This is a genomic window from Rhodanobacter sp. MP1X3 (assembly GCF_014207165.1).
Taxonomy (GTDB): domain Bacteria; phylum Pseudomonadota; class Gammaproteobacteria; order Xanthomonadales; family Rhodanobacteraceae; genus Rhodanobacter.
Map to the genome: position 1 here is coordinate 455,526 of NZ_JACHCO010000002.1, position 22,309 is coordinate 477,834.

Here is a 22,309-nt window from a genome sequence, read left to right on the forward strand (position 1 = left end):
GATTAGTCATGCCCGGTCACCCGCTCCGGCACCGGCTTGGTCTTTTCCCAGCCGAAGTGCGTGTAAGCCCACAGGAACGGGAAGAAGCCGAAGTAGATAAACGTCATCACGCGGCCAAACAGATTTTCCCAGGTGGTGAGGTCGACGTTGCCGAACCACTCCGGGATCACTTCGGCCGTTATACCTGTGCCGACTGCACCCAGTCCCAGGAAAGCGACCACAAACAAGCCCAGTGCGACCTTGTAACCGGTACCGCGATAGCGGATCGAGCGAACCTGGCCACGATCGAACCACGGCAGGAAGAACAGCACCGCAATCGCACCGAACATCGCCAGCACACCCCATACGGCGGTGCCGAAGAATGACGGAATCATCCGCACGATCGCGTAGAACGGCGTGAAGTACCAAACCGGCTTGATCTCGGCCGGCGTGACCAGATTGTTGGCCATGATCGAGTTGTCGTGCTCGAGGAACCAGCCACCGAAGGTCGGCGCAAAGAAGATGATGAAGGCCGCGATCATCAGCAGGAAGCCGATGCCGACCAGATCGTGCACCGTGTAATACGGGTGGAACGGGACACCGTCAGCCGGCTTGGTCGCATCCCAGCGATTGCCCTTCGGGCCATGCTTGATGTCAACACCGTCGGGATTGTTCGAACCCACTTCGTGCAGCGCAAAGATGTGCAACACAACCAAAAGCAGCAGCACGATCGGCAGCGCGATCACATGCAATGCAAAGAAGCGGTTGAGCGTGGCATCAGCCGGCAGGAAGTCGCCCATGATCCACTCGACCAAGGTACTGCCGATTACCGGAATGGTGCCGAACAGCGAGATGATCACCTTGGCGCCCCAGAACGACATGTTGCCCCACGGCAGCACGTAGCCCATGAAGGCCTCGGCCATCAGCACCAGGAAGATCAGCATGCCCAGCAGCCAGACCATCTCGCGCGGTTTCTTGTACGAGCCGTACATGAGGCCGCGGAACATGTGCAGAAATACCACCACGAAGAACAGCGACGCACCGGTGGAGTGCATGTAGCGGATCAGCCAGCCCCACTCCACGTCGCGCATGATGTACTGCACAGAGTCGAACGCACCCGCCGCACTCGGGTTGTAGTTCATCGTGAGAAAGATGCCGGTGAGGATCTGGTTGACCAGCACCACGATCGCCAGCACGCCGAAGTAGTACCAAAGATTGAAATTCTTCGGTGCGTAGTATTCGGTCATGTGCTTGCGATAGAACGGTGCAAGCCCGGGCGCCCGATCGCCGACCCAGTCGCCGATGTTGGTGAACACGTTGGCCATTACGCAGCCCCCTTGGGATCGACGCCAATCTGGATGGTCGTATCGTCAATGAAGTGATACGGGGGGATCTGCATGTTCTTCGGTGCTGGCACGCCCTGATAGACGCGGCCGGCCATGTCATAGCGCGAATGATGGCAGGGGCAGTAGTAGCCGCCCTTCCAGTTCGGATCGAATGGCTCGGGTTTCATCTCGCCCACATACCCCGGCACGCAGCCCAGGTGAGTGCAGATGCCGATCATCACCAGCCACTCGGGCTTGATCGAGCGGGACTCATTCTGCGCGTACTTGGGTTGCTGCTGCGCCGAACTGCCGTCCGACTTGGGATCGACCAGGCGCGAATCCTGCGTCGGCAGGGTCGCCAGCTGATCCTTGGTGCGATTGACGATGAATACCGGCAAGCTGCGCCAGCCGACGATCAGCTGCTGACCACTTTCGATCTTGGCTAGCGACTGGGTGACCGGAGCACCGGCAGCCTTGGCGCGAGCGCTGGGTTCCCATGACTTGATGAAGGGTACTGCCACCGAGACGACCCCAACACCCCCGACCACCGCGGTGGCTGCTGTCAGGAAACGGCGGCGGCCGTGGTCGACAACTTCATTCGCCATCAGGCTCTCCGGAAGTGTTCTAAGGATGGGGTTTGGGACCCCTCAAAAATCGCGTTAGTGTAGCGTCAGGCCTTCACCCATACAATAAAACCGCACACCCGGCGACGTCGATCCGCCGTGAACATTCGCCACGACTCGCCGGGAATCTCTTTTCGACATGAAACATGCCGCCGGCACACTCGCCTTCATCGCTCGCTTCGTCATCCTGGGGCTGGCGGTAGCGTTTGTCATCGGGCTGTTCTGGCCCGGTAGCGGCGAGCGCCTGCGCACACGCTTTGGTTTGTCCACGACGGCGCCGGTGCAGCAGGCCAGTCCGGCGCGTTCCGGCATGGGTCCGGTCTCGTATGCCGATGCCGTGGCGGTCGCCGCGCCGTCGGTGGTGAACATCTACGCCAACAAGATCGTCACCGAGCAGGCGTTGAAGATGTACAACAACCCGGTGCTGCAACAGCTTTTCGGCGGGATGCCCACGACTTACCAGCACCGCGAACAGACGCTGGGTTCGGGAGTCATCGTCAATGCCCAAGGCCAGGGTTACGTGCTGACCAATAATCACGTGATTGCCCAGGCGGCGGATATCCAGGTGTTGCTCTACGACGGCCGCATCGCCAAGGCCACCCTCGTCGGCGCTGACGAGGAAACCGATCTGGCCGTGCTGAAGATCGATGCCAGCAATCTCCCGGTGATCCAGATGGCCAGCAAGCAAGATCTGCGCGCTGGCGATGTGGTGCTGGCGATCGGCAACCCGCTCGGTCTCGGCCAGACCGTGACCATGGGCATCGTCAGCGCGGTCAGCCGCCAGCTCAACAGCTCCAGCGCCGAGGATTTCATCCAGACCGATGCGGCCATCAACCTGGGCAACTCGGGCGGCGCGCTGATCAACACCGAAGGCCAGCTGATCGGCATCAACACCCTGCTGATCGGCGAAGCCGCTGGCGCCGAGGGCATCGGTTTCGCCATTCCCGTCACCACTGCCCGCAAGGTGCTGGATCAGATCATCGCCAGCGGTCACGTGGTGCGCGGCTGGATCGGTGCCAATTACGTATCCGTCCCGGTGGCTGCCGATAGCGGGCTGCCTTCCGCTGCGCGCGGTGTGCAGGTGACCGATGTCACGCCCGGTGGCCCTGCCGCGCTCGCCGGCATCCAGCCGCGGGATATCCTGCTGAAAATCGGCAACGACGACATCCTCGACCCCACCGATCTGCGCCGCCACGAAGCGGCACTGAAGCCTGGCAGCAAGGCTGAAGTTTCCGGCCTGCGCAACGGCAGTCCCTTCCATCTCGACGTCACTCTGGCGCAGCGTCCGCCAATGAGCGCCACACCCGTGGTTACCAACTGATTCGATCGCGCTGGCTCACACCGACAGCGCTATCAGCGCATGACTAACCCTGACCGTTCGATGCCAGCGGCGGATGAATCGCCACACCGTAGCGTTTGCGCAGAGTGCCAACGCGCTCCACGTAGACCTGCGTTTCGGCATACGGCGGCACGCCGCTGTAACGCACTACCGCGTTCGGCCCCGCGTTATAGGCCGCCGCCGCCAGCTGCTCGTTGCCATTGAAGTCACGCAACAGCAGGCCGAGATAACGCGCGCCGCCGCGGATGTTCTGGCTGGTGTCAAAGGCGTCCAGCACACCCATATCGCTAGCCGTCGCCGGCATCAGCTGCATCAGCCCCTGCGCCCCCTTGATGGACAGTGCGCGCGGATTGAACGCACTTTCGGCATGAATGATCGCGCGCAAGAACGCCTCGTCCACCCCATATTCGATACTTGCCGCGCGGATCACATCGGCATAGGCGGTGAGATTGAGCGCCGTCGTACCCCAGTGAATCGGCGAATGCAGGTTGCAGGCCATGCATGTGTCGATTTCGGTGTAACTGAAAAGCATGGTGACCGTGTTGCCTTTCAGGTGCACTGGCGGAACGTTGGTGTACTCCACGACGCCATCGGAGCGGACAACGCGATAAGTCGAACCCCGTCGCACGCGGTTTCCGTTTTTATCAATCTCCAACTGCGGCGCCATGGCCTCCTTGGATTCGTGATAACCCGGCTGAATGGCAACGACAGCGGCAAGCGCTGTGCTGGGCACCGCTGCCAGTAGAAGTTTGGCGGTGGTTTCCACTGAGCCCTGCACTCCAACGAGCGATGGACGTTGCGCCGACACGCCGCCATCGAGGTGACTGCTGTTTTCGACTCGCGCCAATACCCGATCGAACGAGGCGGAATCAGCGCCATTGGCCGCAATGCTTCGGGCCGAGGTAGTAACGGAGCCGCCGACCAGATTCAGCGAAGTTGGAAGATTCCTTGCCTTCTGACGCGTTGTCGGTGATGCCGAGGCAAAGCTGGCGATCTTCTTGCACCCGCGATACCCGGTCGTGCTGCTGCTGAATACGGTTTCGCCATTGACGCCAGTACAGCGATAGAGCGTGCCCGCGTGTGCCATCGAGAATGCCTGCCGGCAAAAACAGCCTCCCGTCCACAGCATGAAGCCGATCAGGGCGGCAACAAACAAGCGGCTTGGGCGGGAGCGGAAACCGGCGCGCTCCCCTGTACGGACGACGGCATTCATGGCGACGAGTCTGACGAAAGGCATCGGGCAAGCCAAGTCGTCAGTGCGGCGCCGCAAAATACTTATTGCGAATGATTCGTAATAAATATTTAATAGGCCCCAGGTTTCCAACGCAACGAGCCATTCGCCACACAGCCTTTTGCGGTTGCGGTCAGGCCTTCGCCTCCAGGAAAACCCAATGGCAGCCATGGCATCGCTTCGTCATACCGGAGTGCGCCACAGCGCGCAGCAGCACCGGCGTCGGGCAAGTCACAGACCCGCTAGTTCGTCTGCAGCGCCGGTTGCGATGACGCCAGGAATAGGCCCCCCAGACACACCTCTTACGCGTCGAGCAAATACATGTCCGAAACATCTAGTGGCCACTTGAAAAGACGCACGGCGGTTACCCCCATCTATCGACTCGCGGTGGCATCGAGGATTATCGCGACGCTGGTCGGCGGCTACCTGGTCGCCTATGCCAGCGCGGCGCTGCTCACCGTGGTGCTGCCGATGAGCCGAATCAATCGCGTCGTGACTGCCAGTCTTCTCAGCTTCGTGGTGTGGACGGTCGTGGCAATAGGCGTATTTGCTGCGCGCAATGCGTGGCGCTGCTGGTGGCCGCTGCTCGCCGGTGGCGGCGTGATGCTGGTTCTTGCTTTCGTATTCCGCAATTACGGCATGCGCCCATGAGAAACACGTTTCGGCAATCGATGGCCTGGCTGCATACCTGGGCAGGCCTGATCGTCAGCTGGGTGCTGTTTGCGATTTTTCTTGGCGGCACGCTGGCCTGCTTCGACAAGGAGCTGGATTACTGGATGCGTCCGGCCCTGCATCAGCTCAAACCGGGGCCGCCCTCGATGGATGCCGCTGCGAAGACCTTGCGCGGCATGGCTCCGAATGCCGAGACGCTATATCTCAGACCGCCCAGCGACCGCGATCCATCGATTCGCGGCTTCGCCTTTGAACCCGGCAAACCGTATATCGATGTCGCGCTGAATCCACGCGATGGAGCGCTGATTCCGCCCACGGTCGGCGGCAACTTCTTTTTCGTCCTGCACTACAACCTGCAGGCGGGCACGCTCGGCATCTATCTGGTCGGGCTGGCCGGCATGTTGATGTTGCTGGCACTGATCAGCGGCGTGATCATTCATCGCCGCGTGTTCAAGGATTTTTTTGTGTTCCGGCCGCGCCCCGGTGGCCAGCGTGCGTGGCTGGACGGGCACAATCTCACCGGCGTGCTGGGCCTGCCGTTTCATCTGATGATCGCTTACACCGGCGTGATCATCATGATGTCCAGCTACATGACGGCCGGTGTGCAGATCGGTTATCGCGGCGACACGGAGCGCTACTACGAAGCGCTATCCGGCACGTCGCATCCGGTCGAGCAGCACCGACCACCACGCCGGGTGGCCTCGCTGGACAAGATTCTGGGCGATGCGGTGCAACGGATTGGCGGCCCGGTGGAGTATCTGGAGATTGAACATATCCACGATGCTTCGATCACGATCAGCGCGCTGTCGGCCGGCAACGATGAAGTCGCCGGAGGCCGCCGCAACCTGATCTATGACGGCACCGAGGGCAGCTTCCGCGGTGAGCGCGAGGGTCCGCCGACCGCCTATCGCACCTATCAATTCTTGAGCGGACTGCACCGCGTGCAATTTGGCGGCGCGGCAATTCGCTGGTTGTATTTTCTGCTCGGCGCCACCGGCTGCGTGATGCTTGCCACTGCAGCGCAGGTATGGATCGAAAAACGCACACGACAAGTCGAGGCCGCCGGATTGCGCTCCGGCTACGGGCTGGTGCGCGCGCTGAACGTCGGCGTGATTGCCGGCATGCCGCTGGCAAGCGTTTCCCTGCTCTGGGCAAACCGTCTGCTGCCGTATGAACTAGCCGGGCGCGCAGGCATGGAGGCGCAAAGCTTCTGCGCGATCTGGTTGCTCGCGACGATCTGGGGCGTGCTGCGCCTGCGCCACGGCAAGCCATGGCGCGATCTGTTCGGCACCACCGCCGCACTGTTGTTCGCGTTGCCGCTGATGAACGCTTTGACCCAGCCCCACAGCAGCCTGCTGGCCAGCATTATCGCTCGCGACTGGGTGCTTGCCGGCATCGATGCAACGGCTTTGCCCTTCGGCTTGGGTTTCGCGTGGCTGGCCTGGATCAGCACGCGTCCGCGTCAGCTCGCCAGACGTGATCCGCGCATGGCACCGCCTCGATCATCCGTGGCTCGGTCGGAAACGGCGCTTCCCGCGGTGGAAACGCCATGACGATGTGGCTGTCGTTGTTGGCACTGAATTACCTGAGCTGGGCATGCTTATGCCTCGCTGTCGCGCGGCACTACCGGCAGCACTTCGGCGTCGACCCATCGCCCGTACGTAGTCGCGTGCTGCGAATCATCGGCTGGCTGACGACGCTGCTTGCCTACGCCATCAGCGTGCGCTGGCGCGGCTGGGACATCGGCAGCGTCGACTGGTGTGCGAGCTGGATGCTGGCCGCCATCGCCTGGGTCCTGCTGCAACCGTATCGCCCCCGCTTCGCGCGCTGGCTTGCCTTCGTCGGCGCTGCCGCGAGCCTTTTCGCTTTGATCTTTTATCCATCACCAACGCTCTTTTGAGGAACTCCATGAACATTTCGACCCAGTCGTCGGCTCCAAGTCGTCAGTATGTCGGCCTGCGCCGCGCCGCATTGCCCTGCCTGCTGGCAGCGACACTGGCAGGCAGTTTTGCAGCGCACGCGCAAACCCAGCCGACCGATGCAACCAGTACCAACGACGCCAGCAGTACCAAGGAAATCCGTAAGGCGAAAACCATGGACACGGTGAATGTGCAGGGCGTCGGCTTGCCGACCTTCGGTGGCGGAGAAATCGCCCGCCGCGGCAATCTTGGCGTGCTGGGCGAACAAGACCTGATGGACACACCGTTTGCAATGACCAGCTACACCGAGAACTACATCGCCAGCCATCAGGCGTACACCATTGCCGACGTGGTTGCCGATGATCCGGCCGTGCGCGTCGCCGATGGCTTCGGCAATTTCGCCGAAACATTCGTGCTGCGTGGCTTTCCTCTTGATGGCGATGACATTACGTTCGGCGGTCTGTACGGCATCATTCCGCGACAGATGGTGGACGCCGACGCGATCGGCCGACTCGACGTACTGCGCGGCGCCAGTGCGTTTCTCTACGGCGTGTCGCCCGGCGGCAGCGGCATCGGCGGTTCGATCAACGTGGAACCGAAGTGGGCGCTGGACACACCGCTGACGCGTGCCACGGTCGACTACGGCAGCGACAGCCAGGCCGGCGCGCAGTTCGATTTCAGCCGGCGCTTCGGCACCAATGACGAATACGGTATCCGCGTCAATCTCGGCGGCCGTGATGGCGATACGTCGATCGATCGCGAAAGCCGCAAGTCGAATGAACAGTCCATCGCGTTCGATTACCGCGGCGACAAATTCCGCATCAAGGCCGACATCAGCCATCAGCTTCAACGCATCGACGATGGTCGCAGCGTGGTTTACCTGACTGGCGACGGCGTTCCCAAGCCACCATCGGCGAGCGCGAACTACGCACAGCCGTGGAGCTACTCCAGTCTGGAAGATACCTACGGTCTGGTTCGCGCCGAATACGATTTTCTACCCAACCTGACCGGCTACGTCGCGGTCGGTGCCGACCATTCCAACGAAAACGGCGAGTACGCGTCACCCACCGTGGACGGCAACGGCAGCGGTTCGATCTATCGACTGGGCGTGCCGTATCAGAACGACGCGCAAAGTGGTGAGGCCGGCCTCAATGCGCATTTCACCACCGGCGCGGTCAGCCAGAAGATCAATCTGGGCGTCTCCGCGCTGAATCAGAAAAAGACCGTCAGCTACACGTTCTCCGCGTCCTCGCCGACCAACCTCTACGACTATGTCGCGATGCCGTATCCGCCGACTGTCTTCAGCGGCGGCGATCCGGTGGTGACCGGCCGCACCAAGCTGCACAGTCTGGCGCTGTCCGACACGCTGGGTTTCGCCGACGATCAGGTGCTGCTGACCGTTGGCGCCCGGCGGCAGACGCTGCAGACCCTGGGCTATGCCTACACCACCGGCGTGCAGACCGCGGACTATCGCAAAACCGCCACATCGCCGGTGATCGGCCTGGTGGTGAAGCTCAATCCGAATTTCTCGCTGTTCGCCAACTCCATCCAGGGCTTGTCGCAAGGACCCGAAGCACCGATCGGCGCCGCCAATTTCGGCCAGGTGTTCGCGCCGTATCGCTCAAGGCAGCTCGAAACCGGCATCAAGTATGACCAGGGCAACTTTGGGAGCACCTTCAGCCTGTTCCAGATCAAGCAGCCCAGTGGCATCACCGATGGCGTCACGCGCGTTTTCAGCATTGCTGGCGAACAACGCAACCGCGGTGCGGAGTGGAGCGTCTACGGCGAACCGGTGAGCGGGCTGAAACTGGTCGGCGGTGCCAGCTATATCGATGCCAAGCTGACCGAGACCGCTGGCGGCCTCGACAATGGGAACACCGCGGTCGGCGTACCGAAATGGCAATACAACGCCGGCGTGGATTGGGCTGTGCCAGGCACCAGCGGGCTGGGGCTGAATCTGGGCGTGACCCGCACCGGCGGCGAATACGTCGATCTGGCCAACACCTTGCGCATTCCAGCCTGGACACGGGTCGATGCCGGCGCCAGCTATGCCACAACCATCGACGGTCGTCAGGTGACCTTCCGCGCCGCGGTACTCAATATCGGCAACAGCAATTACTGGGCCTCGGCGCTCGGTGGTTATCTGACGGAGGGCGCCTCGCGCACGATCAAGCTCTCGGCCAGCGTCGACTTCTGAGTCGAAACGCTGGCTCTGAACAAGCGGCCCGGTCCATCCCGGGCTGCCTGTTCACTGGCGAGCCCGATCACGGCGGCGTAAACTACGCGGTTCGATGCTGCACAATGGCGGCATCGCGCTGGCTGGCAAGGTATGCAGCCCTCAGCCTTCTGTTTACGAACCACGGTAACTCCCCAATCATGAGCGGCAAGCTTTTCATCAAGACCCACGGTTGTCAGATGAACGAGTACGACTCGGCCAAGATGGCCGATGTGCTCAAGGCGTCGCATGGCATGGAGCTGACCCTGGACGAAGCCGAAGCCGACGTGATCCTGATCAATACCTGCTCGATTCGCGAGAAGGCACAGGAAAAGGTCTTCAGCCAGCTCGGCCGCTGGAAGCAGCACAAGAAAGACGGCAAGCCGGTGCTGATCGGCGTCGGCGGCTGCGTGGCCTCGCAGGAGGGTGACGCGATCGTCAAGCGCGCGCCGTATGTCGATCTGGTATTCGGCCCGCAGACCCTGCATCGTCTGCCCGAGCTGATCGAAAAGCAGCGCGCTACCGGCCGACCACAGGTCGACATCAGCTTTCCCGAGATCGAAAAGTTCGACAACCTGCCCGAGCCGCGCGCGGAAGGCCCTACCGCCTTCGTGTCGATCATGGAAGGCTGCTCGAAGTACTGTAGCTACTGCGTTGTGCCGTATACCCGCGGTGAGGAAATCAGCCGTCCGTTCGACGACGTATTGGTCGAGGTCGCGCAACTTGCCGCCCAGGGCGTACGCGAAGTGAACCTGCTCGGCCAGAACGTCAACGCCTATCGCGGCCCGACTCATGATGGCAGCGTGGCTGACCTATCAGTGCTGATCCATGCGATCGCGCAGATCGACGGCATTGGTCGCATCCGCTTCACCACCTCGCACCCACTGGAGTTTTCCGATTCGCTGATCGAGGCCTATGCCAACGTGCCGCAGCTGGCCAACTACCTGCACCTGCCGGTGCAGGCCGGTTCCGATCGCATCCTCAGCGCGATGAAACGTGGCTACACCGCGCTGGAGTTCAAGCAGAAGATCCGCAAGCTGCGCGCGGTACGACCGGACATCTGCGTGTCATCCGACTTCATCGTCGGCTTCCCCGGCGAGACAGCCGAGGATTTCGACAAGACCATGAAGTTGATCGACGACGTCGGCTTCGACCAGAGCTTCTCCTTTATTTTCTCCTCGCGCCCGGGCACGCCGGCCGCCAACCTTGCCGATGACACGCCAGCGGCAGAGAAGCACGAACGGTTGATGCGCCTGCAGGCGACGTTGAACGCCAATGCGAAAAAAATCAGCGCAGCGATGATCGGCAGTGTGCAACGCGTACTGGTGGAAAAGCCGAGCACACGCGATCCGAGCGAACTGACCGGCCGCACCGAGAATATGCGTTTCGTCAATTTCTCCGGCCATTCGCGCTTGATCGGCCAGTTTGTCGATGTGCTGATCACCGACGCGATGAGCAATTCGCTGCGCGGTCGCATCGTGCTGGCTGACGAAATCACCGACACACCGGTCGCACTGGCTTCATGAGCGAAGCCGTTGCGCTGCGCGAAATCGGTGCCGACGAATTTGTACGCGTGTGGCCGATATTCCAGTCGGTGATTGCTGGCGGCGACACGTACAGCTATCCAGCCGACATGCGTTTCGAACAGGCGCGCGACATGTGGACCGTGCCGCCCAACCGCTGTTTTGTCGCCGAATGCGATGGCAAAGTGCTTGGCGCTTATCTGCTGAAACCCAACCAACCCGGCCTGGGCGATCACGTCGCCAATGCCGGCTACATGGTCTCACCCGCGGCACGTGGCCAGGGCATCGCAGGCATGATGTGCGAGCATTCGATGGAACAGGCCCGCTGCGCCGGCTTCACGGCCATGCAGTTCAACTTCGTGGTATCCACCAACGCCACCGCCGTGCGCCTGTGGCAGCGCCACGGTTTCCAGATTGTCGGCCAGGTGCCGGGCGCGTTCCGCCATGCCGTGCACGGACCCACCGATGTTTACGTGATGCACCGGGAACTATGACCAGCACAAGCACGAATAGCGGCATCGGCGAGAACGACTTTGTCCTCGATCCCGAAGACAACGCACGCCTCGCGAATCTCTGTGGTCCGTTCGACGAACATCTACGCCAGATCGAGCTACGCCTGGGTGTGGAGATCAACCATCGCGGCAATATTTTTCAGATACTTGGTGAACCCGCCGTCATCAGGGCGGCAGAAAAAGTGCTGCGCGCGCTGTACATAGCCACCGAAGACGAATCGTTGACCGGCGCCAAGATCAACCTGCACCTGGCCGAATCGGGCATCGATGCCATCACCGACGCATCGACCGAAAGCACGCAAGAAGTCGCCATTCGCGTGAAGCGTGGCGTGATCAAGGGCCGCGGCACCAACCAGACCCGTTACCTGCACGCCATCGCCACCCATGACATCAACTTCGGCATCGGCCCGGCCGGTACCGGCAAGACCTATCTCGCCGTCGCCAGTGCCGTGGAAGCTCTGGAAGCGAATCGCGTGCAGCGCCTGCTGCTGGTGCGCCCCGCGGTGGAGGCTGGTGAAAAACTCGGCTTCCTGCCCGGCGATCTCTCGCAAAAGGTCGATCCGTATCTGCGTCCGTTGTACGACGCGTTGTACGAAATGCTCGGCTTCGAGAAGGTCGCCAAACTGATCGAACGCAACGTCATCGAGATCGCACCACTGGCCTATATGCGCGGTCGCACGCTCAACGATTCCTACGTGATTCTCGACGAAGCACAGAACACGACCGTCGAGCAGATGAAGATGTTCCTGACCCGCATCGGTTTCGGCACCGTGGCCGTGATCACCGGCGACGTGACTCAGGTCGACCTGCCCCGCCACGTCCGTTCCGGCCTGCGCCAGGCGACGGAAGTACTGCGTGATGTCAGCGGCATCAGCTTCACTTTTTTCACCTCGCGCGATGTGGTGCGTCATCCGCTGGTGGCGAAAATTGTGCGAGCCTATGAAGCATTCGAGGACACTGGCGATACCCAGTCAGGCCTAGGCCACGGCAAGATGTCGGGCAATACGGACTGAGCCGCCGTGCCTGAAAGGCCATCATCATGACTCATGGCAGCAGCAAGGCTTCCACACATTCCGTCGTCGCCATCGGCTATGCGCTGCCGCGATCAGGTCTGCCCGCTGCCGTCAGTTTTCGGCAATGGGTGGCGGCAGCGCTGCGCGGAGCGAAATACCGCAAGCCCGCAGAGCTGGCCATCCGCATTGTCGATAGCAATGAGGGGCGCGCACTCAATCGCGATTACCGCGGCAAGGACTATGCGACCAACGTACTGTCCTTCCCCGCAGAGCTGCCACCGGAATTCAAGTTGCCGCTGCTCGGTGATCTGGCCATATGTGCCCCGGTGGTTCTGCGTGAAGCCGCGGAACAAAACAAGCTGCCACGCGATCACTGGGCGCATATGACCATCCACGGTGTGCTGCACCTGCTTGGCTACGATCACATCAAGAACAGCGAAGCCGAGGTAATGGAGGCACTGGAAACACGGATCCTGGCCGGCCTCGGCATTGCCGATCCGTATCGGTAGTTGCGCCCGCTTCGGAGAAACTTGCGCAACCCGTTACACCACACCGTCATCCGCACATCAACGCCACTGCGCTGAATCGTCACGAATTTTCCGTTAAACTCGATTTACCGTCCCGTTAGCGGGCAGCACCCACGCGATAAATGAACGACGACCCTGGCAGTACCAGCGGCCCGGCGCACCGTAGTTGGTGGGACCGACTGGGCCATATGTTTTCCGGCGAACCACGCAACCGCGTCGAATTGATCGAGGAGTTGCGCGCCGCCCAGACCAACGGACTGCTATCCGTCGACACCCTGACCATGGTCGAGGGTGCCATCAAGGTCACTGAGCTGAGCGTCGACGATGTCATGGTTCCTCGCGCGCAGATTGTGATGCTCGCTGCCGAATCGTCGCTGTCGGAGATGCTGGCCGTAGTTGTGGAATCCGGCCACTCGCGGTTTCCCGTGCACGGCGAGGACAAGGACGACATCCTCGGCATCCTGCTGGCCAAGGATCTGCTGAAATTCTTTGGCGATGCCAGTCAGTTCGACATCCTCACGATTCTCCGCCCGGCCGTACTGATTCCCGAATCGATGCGGCTCAACGTGTTGCTGGCCGAGTTCCGACTCACCCGCAATCACATGGCCGTAGTGATGGACGAATACGGTGGTGTGGCCGGCCTGATCACCATTGAGGACGTGCTCGAACAAATCGTCGGCGAGATCGACGACGAGCACGACGACGACGAACCCGAATTGATGCATGAACAGCCCGGCGGCGACTGGATCGTCAGCGCGCTGACGCCTATTGCCGACTTCAACGAAAACACCGGCGCCGATTTTTCCGACGAGGAATATGACACCGTCGGCGGCATGGTCACTTCGGAATTTGGCCACCTACCTGAAGTTGGTGAGGAAGTGGTCATCGGGATTTATCTGTTCCACGTCACCGAAGCAGATGATCGCCGCGTGCAGGCGTTTCGCGTGCTGCGACAAGGCAAGGATTGAAACGGCAGCAGCTTCCGTTTCTTGATCGAACGGGAGCCTCTTTCGATTCCACCGCGATATCAGAAATGGCGAAAATCATCACTCCAATCCTTGCCTGCTTCGACCGGCACCCATGCATCTCATGAATCGACTTTTGCTGCTCACACTGCTTTTTGTCGGCCTGCTTTTAGTCGACAGTACATCTGCGGTCGATGCCAGCGTCGCCAATGCACCGGGCACGAATCTGGAAGTCTCACTGATCAGCTATGGCCCTGGCGAAACCTATTGGGAGCGCTTCGGTCACGATGCAATTGAAGTGCGTGACACCGTTTCCGGCGAGTCGGTCGACTTCAACTATGGCGTGTTCGACTTCAACGAGTCGAACTTCTTCGTCAATTTCGCACGCGGCCATATGCATTACCTGATGGACGCCGAATACAGCGCACCCGAGCAGGCCAGCTACACGCAGGATGGCCGTTCGGTCACGCGCCAGCGTCTTGCATTCACGCCGCAACAGGCCGGTGCGCTGCGCGACTTTCTACTCTGGAACCTGCGCCCGGAAAACGCCGGCTACAACTACGACTACTACGCCGACAACTGCACCACCCGCGTGCGCGATGCGCTGGACAAGATTCTTGGTGGCGCGTTGAAAACACAACTGATGGCGCAGCCCGGCGGCATGACGTTTCGCCAGCAGACCGCTCGCCTGATGAGTGCGCAGCCATGGCTGATGTTGGTGCTCGATCTGGGCCTCGGACCGTATGCCGACCAGCCGCTCAACGCCTGGCAGGAAAGCTTTCTGCCCATGGTGCTGCAGGAACAACTGCGCACGGTGCGGATCGACAACGGCCATGAAGGTACGCAACCGCTGGTGCAGAGCGAGCAACTCATCTCGCCGAATCGACTGGACGTGCCGCCAGTCAATGCCCCCGATCTGCGACCTCCGCTGGCGGTAGCCGGTCTGTTCCTCGCCGTAGTGATCCTGCTGACGCGACGCTGGTGGCCCATCGGCTACGCCCTGCTGAGCTCGCTGTACCTGATCGCAGCCGGCATCGTCGGCATCCTGCTGCTGGTGCTGTGGACACTGACTACTCACCACTCCGCATGGGCCAATGCCAACCTGTTTTTGTTCAATCCGCTCGCATTTCTATTGCTGCCCACCGTATGGCGTGCGCGTCGCGGCAGCGCGCCTTCACGTTTCATCGAAGTACTGCTTTCATTGCAGCTACTGGCGATGCTGATCGCCCTGCTACTGCACCTGCTACCTGGCGTCGTGCAACAGAACCATCCCTGGCTATTGTTCGCGCTACCCTGCTGGCTGGTGCTGGCATGGAGCCTGCGGCAGAAGGCACGTCTTTCTGCATAGCGCGCACTGCAATTGCCCTGTCTTCGGACGCGGGGCATCATGTTTGACATGAACCTGACAACACCCGCCCCGCCCGCACCACTCGTCACCGACAGGAAAATGGTGGTCAACTGCATCGCCTATCGGAAGGATGGCAGCCGAATCGGCGACATCGCTCTTGAGGCCATAAGCGATGTGCTGACCGAGCCGGACACTTTCGTATGGGTCGGACTGCATGAGCCAGACGAAGAATTACTGCTGAAGCTGCAGCAGGAATTCGGCCTGCATGATCTGGCGATCGAGGATGCGCATACGGCCCATCAGCGCACCAAGATCGAAACCTATGGCGACTCGTTGTTCGTCGTGGTGCAGACGGCGCAACTCGTCGAAGGACAACTCGCGCTAGGTGAAACCCACATTTTTCTCGGCCCCCGTTATCTGGTCAGCGTGCGCCACGGCGCATCGCTTTCCTACGCGCCAGCACGGCGCGCTTGCGAACATACGCCCGAGCTGATGTCGCATGGCCCGAGTTACGCGCTCTACAGCATTCTGGATTTCATCGTCGACAACCTGCTGCCCATCGTGCGCGAGTTCCGCGAAGAATTGCAGCAGCTGGAAAAAGACATCTTCGCCGAGACGTTCAAACGCAACACCGTGCGCCGGCTTTATGACATGCAACGTGACTTGATGACGCTGCGCCTTGCCGTAGCACCCATGCAGGACGTCATCAGCCAGCTGACACGGCTGCATGCGAATCTGATACCAAAGGAACTGCGCGCGTATTTCCGCGACGTCTACGATCACGTATTCCGCGTCAACGAATCGATCAGCGCCATGCGCGAAATGCTCACCGCCGCCATCAACGTCAACCTTTCCCTGGTCACCTACGGCCAGAACGAAGTCATGAAAAAACTCGCCGGCTGGGCCGCCATGCTGGCCGCCCCCACCCTGCTCACCAGCTGGTACGGCATGAACTTCACCCACATGCCCGAACTCGCCCAACCATGGGCTTACCCCGCTGTCATCGTCGTCATGCTGATCGTCGTCGGCGGACTTTTTGTTGCGCTCAAACGAGCGAAGTGGCTATAAATCCAGCCCCTCGGCCGATCAAGCAATAGGAGCAAAGTCTCTAGACTAGCTTGACCGTGCGAGCACCGCCGAATGAAAACCTAGGGAAACGGGATGTTCAAAAGAAGTAACTACCGATTTGCGGTCATTTACATCGCGATTATAGTTTTGGTCGCCATTACTTATTGGCCCGTCGTCCATGGAGATTTTGTATGGGATGACATGCTCGATCTTCATGACAGCTCGTGGCTACGTGTTGGGGATGAGTGGAAGCACTATATTTTTAGAGGCTTTCACTACTGGTCGAATTACTTTCGTCCGCTCGGTATCGGGCTTCTCACTCTGCAAGTCCGATTGTTTAACGATATGCCAGGACCGATGCACGCCGTCTCACTGGCAATGCATCTGATCGATACCGTGCTAGTCGGCTTGCTTTCCTGGATATGTCTTACGAAGACGACAGGCAATGGCAATGGCAAGATATTTATCGCTGCCTCCATGCTGCTTTATGGACTACATCCGATATTGATCGAACCAGTTGCGTGGATCGGCTGTCAATTTGAACTTCTCTTGACCATGCTCATTCTGCTTGGGCTAATCGCAAATTTGAGCGTTCGAAACATTTATATTAGAGCAGGAAGCGTGGCCTGCCTGTTTTTCCTCGCTGCATGCGCAAAAGAAGCGGCTTTCTCGTTTCCGTTATTACTGTTTATTTTTGATTGGTTGCTATTCAGAAGCCGACTTGGCCAAAATACGTTTAACAATATACTCTCAGTTATTGCTCGAAATTGGCTGGTCTATGCAACCACATTCTTGGCTGGCATGGCTTATCTGGCCTTTCGCTACTGGGCCCTTGGAAAGATCATTAATCCGGCCGTGGTCAGTTCCTTATCCGCTTTCGCAAGAATGCAGGAAGTGTGTTTCCTATACTTGCACTATTGGAAAACACTGATCTGGCCCATGGGTAGCATCGGCCCCATCCACCCCGTCGACGTGCAGCAGTTCGCCATCATCTCGCCGCTATCCTTACTGACGGATATAATTGCTATCAGTATTGTGCTCATCGGCTTTCGTCTCGTTGTCAGCAAGTCGTCAGTCGTCGGATGCATGCTCCTGGCGGTAACCGCGGCTCTGCTGCCTGTAATACATATTGCCTCGGTGGATTTTGACAGCAGCCTTTATCACGAGAGATACGCGATGACGGCTCTGACGGCTATGCTCCCAATGCTCCCGCTGGTGCTGCTGCGCATTCAGAACTCCGGCAAGCTGAGCAAATTAGGCTCACTGGTGTTGGCGACCGCAGGGCTTTTCTGGCTCATATTTGCATTCGTCAATATTCGCGCCACGTTGCCCCTTTGGTCCAATAACGTGAATCTTTGGCGCTGGGCTGTCGCTCAAAACCCGGGTTATGCCGAGGCCGAAAACGGCTTGCTTGTCGCATATATCGATTCACATGATTATGCCGACGCACACAAGCTGATAGATACGCTACTGCTCAATCACGTTGAGTGCCCCAGCTGCATGATTAGTGCTGCTTTTTTAGCTATCGCCGAACACAATACTGCTGCCGCAGCCAGCGCGTTAAACCAGGTTAGAGACTCCAAGCAAGTCCTGGTAGATAAGAAAATGTTTGCCGCTTATCTCTTCGCTACCGGTGAAATGCTTACCTTGCAAGGTAATCTGGTTGACGCCGAGGGGGCGCTGCGTGCCGTTGTAGAAATGGATACTCTCTCTCCCGAACCGAAAATTGCGTTGGCCATGACGCTCGCACTTGCCGGCAAAGCAGAGGAGGCGAGGCAAGTTGGTGATGCGGGTATCGAGATACTGCCTGCCAATGAACGCAGCGCCAGGCAAAAAGCGCTTGACCAGGTTATCGAGTCGGTCCAATCGAAGGCATCTATCAAACACTCGCACTAAGTTGGCGCGTTCGACCCAAGGAATCGGATCTTCATTACCGTCCACCCTTATCCGCCGCCGTACAGCCATCCAATTCGGGCCGATTTTCGTTGAATTCGCCCACCACCCTAAGACCTCGGAACAAGAAAGAGTTCGTCCCTGGTAATCAGTTGCGATGATTTCGGCGGCTCATAGTTCTGGAACAAATCTTCCATCAGAAAACGCGGCAATCGGCCATCATCCAGCGAAACCCGTTCTATCACCACGTAGGTATAAGTCCTTTTACTTATCTTGGCTAGAAAACCTGTCGGCGCATCCGCATACACCGATCCGGTAAGAAGCTTTTGGCCATAGTTGAAAAAATCAATCTCCATTGGTTTATGCGCCCAATAACATATTGCGAGTGTTTCGCATGCTACCGGCCCATCTGATCGAGCCAATGTTTCGGATAATTTCTCCCATTTCGGAGCATCCAAGATTTCCGCTAACGTCGTAATATATGGATTACTCAAATAAGTTAACAAACTTGTCGCCACCCATGGAACTACAATAAGGAGTACAGCGAATACCTGCATTTTCCCACGTAGGGCGTCGAATCGATTCGCGATGTCTCTAATCGAGATAATAAAGATCGTGGTTCCGAGTGATAAAGAAATAATCGCATCGCACATGACGTTTTGATTCACCCCGGCCCCCGAAAACATCCAGAACGCATTGAACATCGACCAAACGAGATACCAAAGAACGAAAGAAAATTTTTTCCCATCTGCCCTCAACAACCAAGCAATAACCGTCATCAAAATGTAGGGCAAGAGAAGTGGCAGATCGTGAAGCATCATGAACACTGATCTCTGGATGGATTTTTGTCTGGCATTAAATAAAACGCTGTCGAGCATCGCCATGCCCCAAACGGAGTAGGCAATAGCACCCACTAGTATGCCAACAATTATGCTGGCAATTAGAAACACGCCAAGGCGACGACGATCATTAAATGCCGTATAAGCACAAAGAGCGAGAGGTAGTGAAATTGTGCTGTGTTTAATCAACCCGCCCAATATCATTAACAATGAGGCAAAGAACATTCCTTGCCATAGACGCGACTCTCTTGCCTTGAGAAAAGCGAGGCCTGCAGATGTGACAAAAGCATGCGCCAAGAATCCTGGGTCATTCAGAGCAATATACTGCGGCATCAAAGTATAGATCCCCAGCAAGAAAACTCCCATGCTCAATCCCGCGAGCATACGATCTGACCCGAGCCAGCGGCTGAATTCGAATACATTCCTCGCGATAACCATTAACGCCAAGAAAGCAATCATTCGGCCAGCCACGATATTGTCGCCCACCAATTTTCCGACGGAACCAATAATATAAAAGGACAGCGGCGGATAATTATTAATCATCATCGAGTCGCCAGACGGATAGAGAGCTCCGCCAGTGATGGCTGCCTGCGCAAAGTAAGCGTTCCATCCTTCGTTATAGTTTCTAGAGATATGAAAAGGGATGGAATAAAGCGGAATGGCAACCAAAGCCAAAAATTCAAGCACGATGCCAAGCATCAACAGTCGCTCCCAACGTACCGTTCTATGGGTAATCATCTAGGCCCCAACACTTTCCGATCGAAGAGGGGTCAGTCTGCGGGATCGAAGGACGCGCGACAATGCTTTTTAGTAGAAGTAGAAAGCGCTACGCGTTGGTTCGACTGCAGTTTCGTTGACAAGCTCAGCACAGCAGAACCGACTGAAATTCGCACCTTTCCTTTGGCGCGCCATCGCCGGAGTTTAGGATCAACGGCGGCGGCCAACTTCAAAATACGGCGTTTGAAGGGAGCAGAAAGACATAGTTGAGTGTTTTAAATCCTAGCGTTTCGCGAATTGTTGTTGAACTAGACCTTCGATGCTCTGAAGATGCTCGTCGGCGAACGCGTTCATGCTGATGCGCTCTGGTAACTCCACTTGCAAGTAGAACCGCCTAGGCTACGGGGCGCCTGACCCACTACGACGCTGCGATGGTGCCATATTTCATAGTTGAGTCCGCTCCCGTGGCTTGAGCTTTATTGAGCCGTCCATCGCTTAAGCCATGCTGCTACAGCATCGTGCCACTGCACGCTATTGTGCGGTTTCAGCACCCAATGGTTCTCGTCCGGGAACGTCAGCAGCTCGCTGGGGATACCGCGGCGCTGCAATGCAGTGAAGGCTCCCAAGCCCTGCGTGATCGGAATACGAAAATCATCGCCACTGTGCACGATCAGCATCGGCACGCGCCAGTCCTTGACGTGATTGACCGGATTGAACTTTTCGTAGTTCTGCGGCTGGTCGAATGGCGTGCCGCCGTTTTCCTTTTCCTCGAACCACAGCTCCTCGGTGTCGTAATACATCGCACGCGCATCGAACACACCGTCGTGATCCACCAAGCACTTCCACGGCTGGTTCCACACGCCCGCAATCCAGTACGTCATATAGCCACCGTAGCTCGCGCCGAGTGCGCAAGCACGATTGCCATCCAGGAAACGATACTTGCCGAGCGCAGCCTTCCAACCAAGTTTCAAGTCATCCAGCGGCTTGCCACCCCAGTCGCCCGAGATCGCATCTGTAAACGCCTGGCCGTAGCCGGTGGAACCATGGAAGTTGATCGTCACCACCGCAAAGCCCTGCCCAGCGTAAGTCTGCGGGTTCCAGCGATAGCTCCACTCGTTGCTCATCGCACCTTGCGGGCCGCCATGAATGATAAAGGCCACGGGATAGGTCTTTCCCGGCTGATAATCGACCGGTTTCACCACATAGCCCTGTACTGTCTCGTTGTTCCAGCCCGCAAACTTGAAGAACTCGAAATCACCGACCTTGGCATTTTTCAGATCCTCCGCGTTGAAGTGTGTGACCTGCTTCGAATGCGCGCCGGTTGCCGATGCCAGATACAAGTCGACTGGCCGCTTCAGGTCATCGCTAGCCATTAGCAGCTTGTCTGCGGCCAGCGAATAACCTTCTACCGCGCCGTCACCAGACAGTCGCGTGACCTCCCCATTGGACGTGCTGATCGCGAACAGTGGATGCTGGCCTTCATCATCGGCCGTGGCATAGAGCGTTTTGCCATCAGCGGAAATCGTCATGCTTCCCGGCGAGCGGTCCCAGTGCGGGTCAACCTCATGCGTGGCACCGGTCGCTAGATCGAGCGCCATGATCGCGAAGCGATCGGCCTCGAAGCCGGGCGTCTTCATCGCCAGATAGTAAAGCATCTTGCCGTCTGGCGAAGGTACCGGATACGCATCCCAAGCCTTGTTGTCCGCGGTGAGATTTTTCGGGGCGGATGAACCATCCACCGGCACGCGATAAACATCGAAATTGGTCGACCACGGCTCGCTGTTGCCCGCAATGCGTACATCGAAATAAACGCTCTCACCATCCGGCGCGAATGCAAATTCGCTCTCATCGCCAAAAGGCTTGCTGGGAATATCGCCATCGATACCGCGGCTCAGCAGAGTTGGTTCGATAGGCAGCTGTCCCTTGTCATCGAAGCTGGCGACAAACAGCTGATTACGCCGACCGTTGGCCCACGTACCCCAATGCCGCACGAACAGCTTGGTGTAAAGCGTGCCGCTGGCCTTGTCCTTGTCACGCGCATCCGCACGCTGCTTTGTACATGTCAGCGTGGCGCAATCCGTAAACACTTCATACGACAACAGCACACTCTTACCATCTGGCGACAGCTTGTACGCGCCTAGATCCAGCGGTGCGTGACTGACCTGCACAGGGTTGGCATGAGCCGATAGATTCAAGCCACTTTTCCCGCCAATATCCGCCCGCCAAAGCTGAGCCACGCCGCCCACCGATGCCATGTAATAGAGACTGCGCCCGTCTGCCGACCAGCGCGCCGAGCTCGCCTTGTCGAGCACCTTCACCGGTTTAACATTACCCGCCGAATGATCGGCAAGATCCAGCACGTAAACCGCGTTCACGCCCTTGTTGGCCGCATAGTCCGTACTACGCACCCCGAACGCCGCGTACCGTCCATCGGGCGAAAGCTGCGGATCACTCACCCGATCCATCATCACCAGGTCTCGTATGTTGAAAGAGTGCGGAGAATTCCGCCCGGCAAACGCCACCGTCGAAATATCCGCGGCCACGGCGGGAAGCGCCAGGGAGAAAAGTAACAATGCCATAGACAGCGGTTTCATGAGGATT

At 58.6% G+C, this 22,309-nt stretch carries 18 protein-coding genes; 13 read left to right on the top strand and 5 right to left on the bottom strand.

What is annotated here, in order from left to right; all coding sequences use genetic code 11:
• Window positions 1-2 precede the first annotated feature (2 nt).
• Together HDE79_RS08595 and petA are read right to left on the bottom strand one after the other, a co-directional pair.
• On the bottom strand, window positions 3-1,304 hold the full coding sequence (locus HDE79_RS08595; protein ID WP_184601515.1) for a cytochrome bc complex cytochrome b subunit: 1,302 nt from the start codon (window positions 1,302-1,304) through the stop codon (window positions 3-5).
• Entirely contained in the window at window positions 1,304-1,909 is a 606-nt protein-coding gene (gene petA, locus HDE79_RS08600) for a ubiquinol-cytochrome c reductase iron-sulfur subunit (protein WP_184601516.1), read from the bottom strand. Before petA ends, HDE79_RS08595 begins: the two co-directional genes overlap by 1 nt.
• A gap of 157 nt (window positions 1,910-2,066) precedes the next feature.
• Between petA and HDE79_RS08605 the strand changes: the two genes are divergently transcribed.
• The gene (locus tag HDE79_RS08605) at window positions 2,067-3,248 is read left to right on the top strand and encodes a trypsin-like peptidase domain-containing protein (protein ID WP_184601517.1); all 1,182 of its coding nucleotides are present in this window, start codon (window positions 2,067-2,069) and stop codon (window positions 3,246-3,248) included.
• 43 nt (window positions 3,249-3,291) lie between these two features.
• On the opposite strand, the gene HDE79_RS08610 is transcribed toward HDE79_RS08605, so the two are convergent.
• Window positions 3,292-4,395: a lytic transglycosylase domain-containing protein gene (locus HDE79_RS08610; protein ID WP_255488357.1), complete on the bottom strand. Its 1,104-nt coding sequence runs from the start codon at window positions 4,393-4,395 to the stop codon at window positions 3,292-3,294.
• A 423-nt stretch (window positions 4,396-4,818) separates the two neighbouring features.
• Here HDE79_RS08610 and HDE79_RS08615 point away from each other — a divergent pair, with 423 nt between their 5' ends.
• The 12 genes from HDE79_RS08615 (at window position 4,819) to HDE79_RS08670 (ending at window position 18,155) form a co-directional block, all read left to right on the top strand.
• On the top strand, window positions 4,819-5,148 hold the full coding sequence (locus HDE79_RS08615; RefSeq protein WP_221440086.1) for a hypothetical protein: 330 nt from the start codon (window positions 4,819-4,821) through the stop codon (window positions 5,146-5,148).
• Window positions 5,145-6,722, top strand: a complete 1,578-nt coding sequence (locus tag HDE79_RS08620) for a PepSY-associated TM helix domain-containing protein (protein WP_184601518.1) — start codon at window positions 5,145-5,147, stop codon at window positions 6,720-6,722. The genes HDE79_RS08615 and HDE79_RS08620 overlap by 4 nt, the downstream gene beginning before the upstream one ends.
• Entirely contained in the window at window positions 6,719-7,069 is a 351-nt protein-coding gene (locus HDE79_RS08625; protein WP_184601519.1) for a DUF3325 domain-containing protein, read from the top strand. The genes HDE79_RS08620 and HDE79_RS08625 overlap by 4 nt, the downstream gene beginning before the upstream one ends.
• Before the next feature lie 8 nt (window positions 7,070-7,077).
• Window positions 7,078-9,285 (top strand): TonB-dependent siderophore receptor, encoded by a 2,208-nt coding sequence (locus tag HDE79_RS08630; RefSeq protein WP_184601520.1) that lies wholly within the window; start codon window positions 7,078-7,080, stop codon window positions 9,283-9,285.
• 179 nt (window positions 9,286-9,464) lie between these two features.
• Entirely contained in the window at window positions 9,465-10,829 is a 1,365-nt protein-coding gene (gene miaB / locus HDE79_RS08635) for a tRNA (N6-isopentenyl adenosine(37)-C2)-methylthiotransferase MiaB (protein WP_184601521.1), read from the top strand.
• Window positions 10,826-11,320, top strand: a complete 495-nt coding sequence (locus HDE79_RS08640; protein ID WP_184601522.1) for a GNAT family N-acetyltransferase — start codon at window positions 10,826-10,828, stop codon at window positions 11,318-11,320. The genes miaB and HDE79_RS08640 overlap by 4 nt, the downstream gene beginning before the upstream one ends.
• On the top strand, window positions 11,317-12,351 hold the full coding sequence (locus tag HDE79_RS08645; protein WP_184601523.1) for a PhoH family protein: 1,035 nt from the start codon (window positions 11,317-11,319) through the stop codon (window positions 12,349-12,351). Before HDE79_RS08640 ends, HDE79_RS08645 begins: the two co-directional genes overlap by 4 nt.
• Window positions 12,352-12,377: 26 nt before the next feature.
• A complete protein-coding gene (gene ybeY / locus HDE79_RS08650) occupies window positions 12,378-12,860 on the top strand; it encodes an rRNA maturation RNase YbeY (RefSeq protein ID WP_184601524.1) in 483 nt (160 codons plus the stop codon).
• A gap of 140 nt (window positions 12,861-13,000) precedes the next feature.
• Window positions 13,001-13,846 (top strand): transporter associated domain-containing protein, encoded by an 846-nt coding sequence (locus tag HDE79_RS08655; RefSeq protein WP_184601525.1) that lies wholly within the window; start codon window positions 13,001-13,003, stop codon window positions 13,844-13,846.
• Window positions 13,847-13,958: 112 nt separating this feature from the next.
• Window positions 13,959-15,191: a DUF4105 domain-containing protein gene (locus HDE79_RS08660; RefSeq protein WP_184601526.1), complete on the top strand. Its 1,233-nt coding sequence runs from the start codon at window positions 13,959-13,961 to the stop codon at window positions 15,189-15,191.
• A gap of 48 nt (window positions 15,192-15,239) precedes the next feature.
• Window positions 15,240-16,259 carry a magnesium/cobalt transporter CorA gene (gene corA, locus HDE79_RS08665; protein WP_184601650.1) on the top strand — a complete coding sequence of 340 codons (1,020 nt, stop codon included), beginning with the start codon at window positions 15,240-15,242 and terminating at the stop codon, window positions 16,257-16,259.
• Between the two features lie 93 nt (window positions 16,260-16,352).
• Window positions 16,353-18,155 (top strand): hypothetical protein, encoded by a 1,803-nt coding sequence (locus HDE79_RS08670; RefSeq protein WP_184601527.1) that lies wholly within the window; start codon window positions 16,353-16,355, stop codon window positions 18,153-18,155.
• A 107-nt stretch (window positions 18,156-18,262) separates the two neighbouring features.
• Here the strand turns inward: HDE79_RS08670 and HDE79_RS08675 are convergent, their stop codons facing one another.
• Window positions 18,263-19,690, bottom strand: coding sequence for a glycosyltransferase family 39 protein (locus HDE79_RS08675; protein ID WP_184601528.1), 1,428 nt, complete (start codon window positions 19,688-19,690; stop codon window positions 18,263-18,265).
• Window positions 19,691-20,184: 494 nt separating this feature from the next.
• Window positions 20,185-22,302, bottom strand: coding sequence for a S9 family peptidase (locus HDE79_RS08680; protein ID WP_184601529.1), 2,118 nt, complete (start codon window positions 22,300-22,302; stop codon window positions 20,185-20,187).
• Between the last annotated feature and the right edge of the window lie 7 nt (window positions 22,303-22,309).

Bases quoted from the DNA above. Each gene is read 5' to 3' on its own strand.
- corA (WP_184601650.1), top strand. From the start codon at position 15,240: ATGAACCTGACAACACCCGCCCCGCCCGCACCACTCGTCACCGACAGG.
- HDE79_RS08675 (WP_184601528.1), bottom strand. From the start codon at position 19,690: ATGCTTGGCATCGTGCTTGAATTTTTGGCTTTGGTTGCCATTCCGCTT.
- HDE79_RS08630 (WP_184601520.1), top strand. From the start codon at position 7,078: ATGAACATTTCGACCCAGTCGTCGGCTCCAAGTCGTCAGTATGTCGGC.
- HDE79_RS08595 (WP_184601515.1), bottom strand. From the start codon at position 1,304: ATGGCCAACGTGTTCACCAACATCGGCGACTGGGTCGGCGATCGGGCG.
- HDE79_RS08610 (WP_255488357.1), bottom strand. From the start codon at position 4,395: ATGCTGTGGACGGGAGGCTGTTTTTGCCGGCAGGCATTCTCGATGGCA.
- HDE79_RS08645 (WP_184601523.1), top strand. From the start codon at position 11,317: ATGACCAGCACAAGCACGAATAGCGGCATCGGCGAGAACGACTTTGTC.
- HDE79_RS08605 (WP_184601517.1), top strand. From the start codon at position 2,067: ATGAAACATGCCGCCGGCACACTCGCCTTCATCGCTCGCTTCGTCATC.
- HDE79_RS08640 (WP_184601522.1), top strand. From the start codon at position 10,826: ATGAGCGAAGCCGTTGCGCTGCGCGAAATCGGTGCCGACGAATTTGTA.
- HDE79_RS08615 (WP_221440086.1), top strand. From the start codon at position 4,819: ATGTCCGAAACATCTAGTGGCCACTTGAAAAGACGCACGGCGGTTACC.
- HDE79_RS08680 (WP_184601529.1), bottom strand. From the start codon at position 22,302: ATGAAACCGCTGTCTATGGCATTGTTACTTTTCTCCCTGGCGCTTCCC.
- HDE79_RS08670 (WP_184601527.1), top strand. From the start codon at position 16,353: ATGTTCAAAAGAAGTAACTACCGATTTGCGGTCATTTACATCGCGATT.
- HDE79_RS08620 (WP_184601518.1), top strand. From the start codon at position 5,145: ATGAGAAACACGTTTCGGCAATCGATGGCCTGGCTGCATACCTGGGCA.
- ybeY (WP_184601524.1), top strand. From the start codon at position 12,378: ATGACTCATGGCAGCAGCAAGGCTTCCACACATTCCGTCGTCGCCATC.
- miaB (WP_184601521.1), top strand. From the start codon at position 9,465: ATGAGCGGCAAGCTTTTCATCAAGACCCACGGTTGTCAGATGAACGAG.
- petA (WP_184601516.1), bottom strand. From the start codon at position 1,909: ATGGCGAATGAAGTTGTCGACCACGGCCGCCGCCGTTTCCTGACAGCA.
- HDE79_RS08660 (WP_184601526.1), top strand. From the start codon at position 13,959: ATGCATCTCATGAATCGACTTTTGCTGCTCACACTGCTTTTTGTCGGC.
- HDE79_RS08625 (WP_184601519.1), top strand. From the start codon at position 6,719: ATGACGATGTGGCTGTCGTTGTTGGCACTGAATTACCTGAGCTGGGCA.
- HDE79_RS08655 (WP_184601525.1), top strand. From the start codon at position 13,001: ATGAACGACGACCCTGGCAGTACCAGCGGCCCGGCGCACCGTAGTTGG.